Below are 8,941 nucleotides of genomic sequence, written 5' to 3'. Positions count from 1 at the left end.
CTGATTGAATCAGAACCGACGCTCTAATCTTTTGTTTTGACGCGTTTTCTTCACGCGAACCGGTATCCACCCCGCATCAAGTGCGGGGCAGGCTTTCGCTCGAAAAGCTCTAGACGCCCTCGAACTGCAGCCGCGCCAGCCGCGCATAGAGGCCGCCGGCGGCGACCAGCGAGGCATGGGTGCCCTGCTCGACGATGCGGCCCTGATCCATCACCATGATCCGGTCGCAGGACAGCACGGTGGCAAGCCGATGCGCGATCACCAGCGTGGTGCGGTGGCGCATCAGTTCCTCCAGCGCGGTCTGCACCAGCGTCTCGGATTCTGCATCGAGCGAGGACGTGGCCTCGTCGAGCAGCAAAAGCGGCGCGTCGCGCAGGATCGCGCGCGCGATCGCGATGCGCTGGCGCTGGCCTCCCGACAGCGTGACGCCGCGTTCGCCGAGTTGGGTCTCAAATCCATTGGGCAGGCGGCGGATGAATTCGGTGGCATGCGCGAGCCCGGCGGCGCGCTCGACTTCGGCGTCGGTCGCCTCGGGCCGGCCGAAGCGGATGTTCTCGCGCGCGGTCGCGGCGAACGCCACGGACTCCTGCGGCACCAGCGCGATCCGCTTCCGTACCTCGCCCGGATCGGCCATCCGGATCGATACGCCGTCGAATGAGATGGTGCCGGAAGCCGGATCGTAGAACCGCAGCAGCAGCTGAAACAGCGTGCTCTTGCCCGCACCCGAGGGGCCGACGATCGCGACCTTCTCGCCGGCGCGCACCGACAGCGAAACGCCGTCGACGGCCTGCGCATCCGGCCGGGTCGGATAGGCAAAGCCGACATTCTCGAAACTGACGTCGCCGCGTGCCGGCACCGGCAAGGCGAGCGGCGACGCCGGCGTGGCTATCGCCGACTTGACGCGAAGGATTTCGAACAACCGTTCCGACGCGCCGGAGGCGGCCGAGACCTCGCCCCAGACTTCGCTGAGCTGGCCAAGTGCTGCGGCGGCGAACGCCGCATACAGGACGAACTGGCCGAGCCTGCCCGGGGTAATCGAGCCGGTCAGCACGTCGTTCGATCCGATCCAGAGGATCATCACGACGCTGGTAAAGACGATGAAGATGATGATGGCGGTCAGGATCGCGCGCGCGCGGGTCGAACTGCGGGCGGCTTCATAGGCCTGCTCGACTTCGCCGCCGAACCGCGCATTGGCCAGCCGCTCGCCGGTATAGGCCTGCACGGTGCGGATCGCGCCGACCAGTTCGGCGGCATAGGCGGTCGCGTCCGCCAAGGTGTCCTGCGCGCCGCGCGACAGCCGCCGCACCCAGCGCCCGAACGCCACCAGCGGCAGCACGATCACCGGAATCGCCAGCAGCACGAGGCCCGAAAGCCTGGGGCTGGTGATCACCATCATCGCGGTGGCGCCGATGAACAGCATGACATTGCGCAGCGCTATCGACACCGAGGCGCCGACCGCGGATTTGATCTGCGTGGTATCGGCGGTCAGCCGGGAAATCAGTTCGCCGCTGCGTGCGGTATCGAAGAATTCCGGCGACAGCGAGATCAGATGCGCGAACACGTCGCGCCTGAGATCGGCGACAATGCGTTCCCCGATGGTCATCACCAGATAGAACCGCGACGCGCTGGCAAGCGCCAGCACCGCGACCACCGCAATCATCACGCTGAAATAGCTGTTGATCCTGGCGATGCCTTCGGGGGTGAAGCCGAAGTCGATCATCCGCCGCACCGCGACCGGTACCAGCAGGGTCGTGATCGCGGCGATCGTCAGCGCGACCAAGGCGAGCGCGGCGCGGCCACGGTAGCGCGCCACATACGGCGCCAGCGCCAGCAGCGGACGGAGCCGCGCGCTGCGCGCGGCCGGCGACGGCGTCAGCGCCGCTTCGATCGCCACTTCGACGGAGGATGCCGCGGCGTCGGCCAAACCGCGCTGCGGCGGCGTTTCGTCACGCCGGTCTTCAAGCCGTTCCACTGCGCTCATGAGATCTGGACCAATCGCTTTGCCACCCCCAGATAGGCGCCGCCGTGCCCGCTGGCAAATCCGGGGCGAACCCGGTTCGCGAAGATACCGGGATAGTTAGCTTGTTTTGCGGGCCCTGCTGCGTTATAGAGCCGCCCAAATCCGTCACCTCGACAACCGAAACACAGGCGCCGGCGCGCCGAAGGATCTGCCATGAAAACCGAAATTCACCCGGATTATCATACGATTACGGTCGTCATGACCGATGGCACCGAATACCAGACGCGCTCGACCTGGGGCAAGCCGGGCGACAAATTGAACCTGGATATCGACTCCAAGTCGCATCCGGCCTGGACCGGCGGCTCCCAGCAGCTGCTCGATCGCGGCGGCCGCGTGTCCCGGTTCCAGAAGAAATTTTCGGGTTTCCTCAAGAAGGACTGAGCCTTTCCGACCCTCCTCCGAGGCGAGATCGCAAGACGCCCCTGGCTGGCCAGGGGCGTTTTTTATGGGGCAGCCCCCGCAAGACGCCCCTGGCTGGCCAGGGGCGTTTTTTATGGGGCAGCCCGCGGAGTTCAGTACCGCCAGCCGACGCAGGCGGCGCCGACGGCGATGATGCAGCAGGCGGCGATCCGCGAGCCGGTCAGACGCTCGTTGAGAAAGACGGCGCCCAGCAAGGCTGCGAACACCACGCTGGTCTCGCGCAACGCCGACACCGCGCCCATCGCGCTACCCTGCATCGCCCAGATGATAGCGCCATAGGCGGCGAGCGAAATCAGCCCACCGCTGGCCGCCTTGCCCGCCTCCGCGAGGGGCACCGCGAATACCGTGCGCCGGCCCCGTGCCAGATACCAGAGCGGCACCGCGAGGAAGAACGCGAACAGGCCGCCGGTATAGGCGATCCAGTTCCCTGAAGCGCGCACCCCGAGACCGTCGACCACGGTATAGGCGGCGATGCTGATGCCGGTCGCCAGCGCCGCCGGCAGATTCATGGCGTGCAAACGTCCTGCTCCCGGTGCGGCGCGATCGGACGCAAAATCCGGCGCCGCCTTTTCGGACCGCGCCCTGGCGACCGCCAGCAGGAATATCCCCGCGCAGACGAGGCCGATGCCGACGGTCCCGATCAGATTCATCCACTCCCCGGCCAGCAGGCTGCCGCCGAGCGCAACCAGCGCCGGCGACGAGCCGCGCGCCACCGGATAGGTCTCGCCGAGATCGCCGCTGCGATACATCCGCACCAAAAGCGCATTATAGACGAGATGAATGAGGCCGGAGGCGAACAGGTAAATCGCGCTTGCCGAGGACGGCAACCCGACCGCCGCCATCATCGCCAGTCCGGCGCTGCCGACCGTGATGTTCATGATCAGCATCGACTGCGTGCGATCGGCGCCGCCGCGCAACAGCGCGTTCCAGCTCGCATGCAGGAACGCAGCCGACAACACCAGCACGATGGAAAAGGGGGTCAGCAAGGCCGGATCATCGTGGCGCCGATACCCGACGCGAGCGGACGCGCTCGCGCGGCCGACGCTACCGCGTTACTGTTCGTACTGCTCGAACGCCGCCTTCAGGCGGTTGAGCTGCGGCACCAGCGGATTGCCGATCGTGGCGCGTTCCGCCGCCGGCGCGTGGATCGAGGCGTCGAGACGGCGCACCTTGGCCTGCAGGGCCATCGAACGGGCGATCAGGTCCTGCAACAGCTGCGGCAGTTTTTCGATCATCTCATCCGAACCCGGATCGGCGGCCGAGAGCTTGACCTTGGTCTTCTCGCGGTTGGCCTGGGTCAGCGTCATTTCGCCTTCCTTCACCGCCCGATGCAGCAACAGCCATGACGCCAATTGCATCAGGCGGGTGGTCAGGCGCATGCTTTCGGTCGCGTAAGTGAGGCTGACGGAGCGGTCGAGCGCCTTGGCCTCGGAGCGGCCGGCGCCGTCGAGATAGGCGGCGGTCTCCTCGACCAGGTCCATGCCCTCCCGGAACAGGGTTCCGAATGCCGCCGAATTGGTCAGCCGTTCGCTGAATTGAACAAGCGCGGTTTCGCCTTGCGCACGGTCCGACATGGTTAACGCCCTCACGCCACTGCTTACGCTGCTGCCGGCTTGGAAAGCCGCCGACTTATGATGAACAAATCATTGCGCGGGCGCGGGCCGGAGTCCAGCCGCAAGCGCTATTATGGTTTCCAAGGCGGTGACGGAATAGCAGACAAAAAGGAGCCGCCGTTTCCGGCGGCTTTGAAGTTGATAACAGGGAGGCGTCAAACAGAGTGGACAGGAGCCACTCGGTGTCCAAAATGGACGCTGCTAGTCATAAGCGAGAAAGCTTAATCGATCGTAAACGAACGATTTCTTTCAGGCTTTGTTTGCCATGTCGGCCATTGGCCGAGTGGCACCCACACCTTCCCGTTGTCGTCCCCGCCTAGTGCGCAATTGCGCACGGGGCGCGGGGACCCATAACCACCGAAGCTTGTGATTGAGGAAAAGCCGTCCAGCACTTTTCCAAAATACGGGTTCACGGCGTATGGGTCCCCGCGCCCCGTGCGCAATTGCGCACTAGGCGGGGACGACAGCCGATGGGTGTGGGGTCCAAATTTCCTACGATTTGAAAAAATTGTTCGCCGCTTCCTTCGAGGCGCGCTTTTTGGTCATGGCCGCCTGCAACCGCTCGATCTCCGAGGTCATGAGCGCGATGCGCTCGGCAAGCCCCTCGACCGACAGCAGCGAAAGGTCCTGCCCGATCTCGTGGGTGATTTTCTTTCTCGGCTTGTCGTCATCCTCGATGGCCATGGGTCCAACTCCGTGCTCAACAGGCAGTGAAGCGGTTGCCAGCCCCGACGCCGCTGGCTAATCAGAATGCCTCTCTAAAACTCATAGCGTTTGGCCAAGGACAAATCATGGAAAAAGTCCCTTCGCAAATGACCGTCATCGGCATCAGCAAGCCCGGCGGTCCCGAGGTGCTGTTGCCCGAAACCCGCGCGGTGCCGGCGCCGGGGCCGAATGAAATCCTGATCAAGGTGGCCGCCGCCGGCGTCAACCGTCCCGACGTCGCCCAGCGATCCGGCTCCTATCCGCCACCGCCCGGCGCCAGCGATTTGCCCGGCCTCGAAGTCGCCGGCGAAGTCGCAGCCCTCGGTTCCGGCAGCCACAAGCACAAGCTCGGCGACAAGGTGATGTCGCTGGTGGCCGGCGGCGGCTATGCGCAATATTGCATCGCGCAGGATGCCCAGGCGATGGCGGTGCCGCCGTCGCTCTCGATGCTCGAGGCCGGCGCCACCCCGGAAACGCTGATGACGGTCTGGCACAACGTGTTCGAACGCGGCGCGCTGCAGCCAGGCGAGACGATCCTGATCCACGGCGGCTCGTCCGGCATCGGCACCATGGCGATCCAGCTGGCCAAGGCCTTCGGCTCAAGGGTGATCGTCACCGTCGGATCGAAGCAGAAGGCGGACGCCTGCCTCAAGCTCGGCGCCGACCACGCCATCAATTACAAGACCGAAGACTTCGTCGCCCAGGCCAAGGCGGCGACGTCGGGGACAGGTCCCCAGGTCATTCTCGACATGGTCGGCGGCGACTACATCGAACGCAATTACGACGCGGCCGCGATCGACGGGCGCATCGTCCAGATCGCGCTGCTCGGCGGCCCCAAGGCAACGGCCAACTTTGCCAAGCTGATGATGAAACGGCTGCACCATACTGGCTCGACGCTGCGGCCCCGTAGTAATGCGGACAAGGCCGCCATGGTCGCCGCGATCGAGGCCAAGGTGATGCCGCTGTTGCGCGAAGGCCGCATTAAGCCCCTGATGGACAGCACTTTCCCGTTGGAAAAGGCCGCAGATGCGCATCGGCGCATGGAAACCAGCGAACATATTGGCAAAATTGTGTTGGCGCTTTAACGCTGGCAACCGATAGCCTGCCGGAAACCCTTTGATTTCCTTCGCATTCATGTCATTTATCCGGAAATGTCGGGCGCTTCGCCTCGCCCGCAAACGATGCTGACCGCGGAGAACTGACATTGCGTCTGATCAGGTGCCTTGCGCCCCTCGCGCTGGGCCTCATGATTGTTGCCGCCGCGCCGCCGGCGCGCGCCATCGACGCCGTCAGCGTCCGCGGTGACGCGCCCGCGATCGACCTGACCGCGGTACTCGACCATCAGCGCAGCGACACCGACCGCATTCAGGTCTCCACCGCGCCCGGCACCGACGGCATCGTCCGCCGCATCGAGGTCCGGGCTCGCGAAGGCGGACAGAACTGGGTGGTGTTCGCGCTCGCCAACAACACCGACGACCAGCTCGATCGTCTGATCGTGGCACCCCACTACCGCATCGTGTCGTCGGGGCTGCTGTGGCCCGATCTCGGATTGTCGCGCATCGCCACCATCACGCCGTCGACCGGCGACCGCCCCGAACGGCAGGAGAGCGCGACCGCCGATATCTTCCGCATCACGCTCGATCCCGGCGCGGTCATCACCTTCGTCGCGGAGCTGCGCACCGATAAATTGCCGCAGCTCTATCTGTGGGAGCCCGACGCCTACAAGGACAAGGTCAACTCGTTCACGCTGTACCAGGGCATCGTGATCGGCATCTCCGGATTGCTGGCGCTGGTGCTGACCATCCTGTTCGTGGTCAAGGGCAGCATCATGTTTCCCGCCGCCGCCGCCCTGGCATGGGCGGTGCTGGTCTATATCGGCGTCGATTTCGGCTTCTGGGGCAAGGTGCTCGACATGTCGAACAATGCCGAGCGGGTCTGGCGCGCCGGCGGCGAAGCGATCCTGGCCGCGACGCTATTGGTGTTCCTGTTCGCCTATCTCAATCTCAGCCGCTGGCACGTGCGTTATTCCCACATCACCGTCGGCTGGCTGGCCTTTCTCGGCTCGCTGGTGGCGCTGGCCCTGTTCGATCCCGCGGTCGCCTCGGGCATCGCGCGGATGTCGCTGGTGTTGATCGCATTCGCTGGCTTTGCGCTGATCGTGTACCTGTCGACCCACGGCTTCGACCGCGCGGTGCTGCTGATCCCGACCTGGTTCCTGCTGGTGGTCTGGGTGATCGCGGCCGGCATGGCGGTGGCCGGAAGCGTCACCAACGACATCGTCGGCCCGGCGCTGCTCGGCGGCCTGGTGCTGATCGTGATGCTGATCGGATTTACGGTGATGCAGCACGCCTTCGCCGGCGGCGGAGCCACCACCGGCGCGGTCTCCGACGTCGAGCGCCGCGCGCTGGCGCTGACCGGCTCCGGCGACCTGATCTGGGACTGGGACGTCTCCGCCGACAAGGTCTTCACCAGCCCCGAAACCGAAAGCCTGTTGGGCCTGAAACGCGGCACGCTGGAAGGCCCGGCCGCGAAATGGCTCGAGGTGCTGCATCCGCTCGATCAGGACCGCTTCCGCGCCGCGCTCGACAGTGTGCTCGACCAGCGCCGCGGCCGGCTGGTGCAGGATTTCCGCCTGCGCACGCCGGACGGACACTTCATGTGGTTCGCGCTGAAGGCGCGCCCCGTCGTCGGCTCCGACGGCGAGGTTTCCCGCGTGGTCGGCACGCTCACCGACGTCACCGAGGCCAAGAACGCCGAGGAGCGCATGCTGCACGACAGCGTGCACGACAATCTCACCGGCCTGCCCAACCGCAAATTGTTCATCGACCGCCTCGGCGCGGTCGCCAATTTCGCCAAAACCATGCCGAACCTGCGGCCGACGCTGATGGTGATCGACCTCGACCGCTTCAAGCAGGTCAACGATTCCGTCGGCATCGCGGTCGGCGATTCGATCCTGCTGACGCTGGCGCGGCGGCTGACCCGCATCCTCAAACCGCAGGATACGCTGGCGCGGCTGGCCGGCGACCAGTTCGGCCTGATCCTGATGTCGGAACAGGATCCGGCGCGGATCACCGCGTTCGCCGAAACCATCCGCAAGACCATCCGCGCACCGATCGCCTTCAACGACCGCGAGATTTTTCTCACCGCCTCGATCGGGCTCGCGCTCTCCGATCCGCAGACCCAGCTGTCCGACGAGATCATCAAGGACGCCGAGCTTGCGATGTATCATTCCAAGCGGATCGGCGGCGACCGCATCGACGTCTACAAGCCGGCGATGCGCGCCCGCAAAACCGACCGGCTGACGCTGGAAAGCGAATTGCGCCGCGCCATCGAGCGCGAGGAAATCACCATCCTGTATCAGCCGATCGTGCGGCTGGAGGATCGCTCGATCGCCGGCTTCGAGGCGCTGGCGCGCTGGGATCATCCCAAGCTCGGGCGGATGTCGCCGTCGGAATTCATCTCCATCGCCGAGGAGATCGGCCTGATCGTCGATCTCGGCATGTTCGTGCTCGACCAGACCGCCAAGCAGCTTGCGATCTGGCAGCGCGCGATGCGCTCGCGCGAACCGATCTTCGCCAGCGTCAACGTCTCCTCGCGGCAATTGCTGCGGCACGATTTGATTCACGACATCCGCACCGTGCTGTCGCGCTCCTCGGTGGCGCGCGGCACGCTCAAACTCGAATTGACCGAATCGCTGGTGATGGAAAATCCGGAACACGCCGCCCAGATGCTGACGCGGATTCGCGAGCTCGGCACCGGGCTGTCGCTCGACGATTTCGGCACCGGCCATTCCTCGCTGGCCTATCTGCAGCGCTTTCCGTTCGACACCATCAAGATCGACCAGTCTTTCGTGCGCACCACCAGCCGCGGCACGCGGCCGGTGATCCTGAAATCCATCATCGCGCTGGCCCACGACCTCGGCATGGACGTGGTCGCCGAAGGCGCCGAGACCGATTCCGACGCGGTCGAGCTTTACCAGCTGGGCTGCGAATACGCGCAAGGCTTTGCGTTCGGCGAGCCGATGGACGCCGACGCCGCGATGCGGCTACTGACCGAGGAGCGGCTCGAGGCCGCGAGCTAGCCAGCCGCTATCGTCATCCCGCGCGAAGGCAGAGGATCGAGTTGCGCCGCGGCCGCGCCCGGATCAGCCGCGGCGAGCAGCGGTGGACCCGCTCCATCCGCT

7 protein-coding genes are annotated in these 8,941 nt (G+C 65.3%); 3 read left to right on the top strand and 4 right to left on the bottom strand.

The genetic code is table 11. The features are described from left to right. Positions 1-109: 109 nt before the first annotated feature. Complete coding sequence (locus tag E8A46_RS23870; RefSeq protein WP_291566500.1) at positions 110-1,981, bottom strand: ABC transporter transmembrane domain-containing protein; 1,872 nt, start codon at positions 1,979-1,981, stop codon at positions 110-112. Positions 1,982-2,173: 192 nt separating this feature from the next. Between E8A46_RS23870 and rpmE the strand changes: the two genes are divergently transcribed. Continuing rightward, entirely contained in the window at positions 2,174-2,401 is a 228-nt protein-coding gene (gene rpmE / locus E8A46_RS23865) for a 50S ribosomal protein L31 (protein ID WP_291566498.1), read from the top strand. 131 nt (positions 2,402-2,532) lie between these two features. Here rpmE and E8A46_RS23860 read toward each other — a convergent pair whose 3' ends face one another. The 3 genes from E8A46_RS23860 to E8A46_RS23850 form a co-directional block, all read right to left on the bottom strand. Continuing rightward, positions 2,533-3,426 carry an EamA family transporter gene (locus E8A46_RS23860; RefSeq protein ID WP_291566496.1) on the bottom strand — a complete coding sequence of 298 codons (894 nt, stop codon included), beginning with the start codon at positions 3,424-3,426 and terminating at the stop codon, positions 2,533-2,535. 66 nt (positions 3,427-3,492) lie between these two features. Further along, positions 3,493-4,014 (bottom strand): DUF1465 family protein, encoded by a 522-nt coding sequence (locus E8A46_RS23855; RefSeq protein ID WP_291566494.1) that lies wholly within the window; start codon positions 4,012-4,014, stop codon positions 3,493-3,495. A 531-nt stretch (positions 4,015-4,545) separates the two neighbouring features. Next, the gene (locus tag E8A46_RS23850; protein WP_291566492.1) at positions 4,546-4,737 is read right to left on the bottom strand and encodes a DUF1192 domain-containing protein; all 192 of its coding nucleotides are present in this window, start codon (positions 4,735-4,737) and stop codon (positions 4,546-4,548) included. Between the two features lie 107 nt (positions 4,738-4,844). On the opposite strand from E8A46_RS23850, the gene E8A46_RS23845 reads away from it, so the two are divergent. After that, positions 4,845-5,843 carry an NAD(P)H-quinone oxidoreductase gene (locus E8A46_RS23845; RefSeq protein ID WP_291566490.1) on the top strand — a complete coding sequence of 333 codons (999 nt, stop codon included), beginning with the start codon at positions 4,845-4,847 and terminating at the stop codon, positions 5,841-5,843. 119 nt (positions 5,844-5,962) lie between these two features. Beyond that, positions 5,963-8,839: an EAL domain-containing protein gene (locus E8A46_RS23840; RefSeq protein ID WP_291566488.1), complete on the top strand. Its 2,877-nt coding sequence runs from the start codon at positions 5,963-5,965 to the stop codon at positions 8,837-8,839. The last annotated feature ends 102 nt before the right edge of the window (positions 8,840-8,941 follow it).

Source organism: Bradyrhizobium sp. (genome assembly GCF_004799445.1).
Taxonomy (GTDB): domain Bacteria; phylum Pseudomonadota; class Alphaproteobacteria; order Rhizobiales; family Xanthobacteraceae; genus Bradyrhizobium.
This window is presented reverse-complemented; position numbering and strand designations above follow the sequence as displayed.

What these genes read in the sequence shown, in the direction of transcription:
- E8A46_RS23870 (WP_291566500.1), bottom strand. Translation starts at nt 1,981, where the DNA reads ATGAGCGCAGTGGAACGGCTTGAAGACCGGCGTGACGAAACGCCGCCG.
- rpmE (WP_291566498.1), top strand. Translation starts at nt 2,174, where the DNA reads ATGAAAACCGAAATTCACCCGGATTATCATACGATTACGGTCGTCATG.
- E8A46_RS23845 (WP_291566490.1), top strand. Translation starts at nt 4,845, where the DNA reads ATGGAAAAAGTCCCTTCGCAAATGACCGTCATCGGCATCAGCAAGCCC.
- E8A46_RS23850 (WP_291566492.1), bottom strand. Translation starts at nt 4,737, where the DNA reads ATGGCCATCGAGGATGACGACAAGCCGAGAAAGAAAATCACCCACGAG.
- E8A46_RS23855 (WP_291566494.1), bottom strand. Translation starts at nt 4,014, where the DNA reads ATGTCGGACCGTGCGCAAGGCGAAACCGCGCTTGTTCAATTCAGCGAA.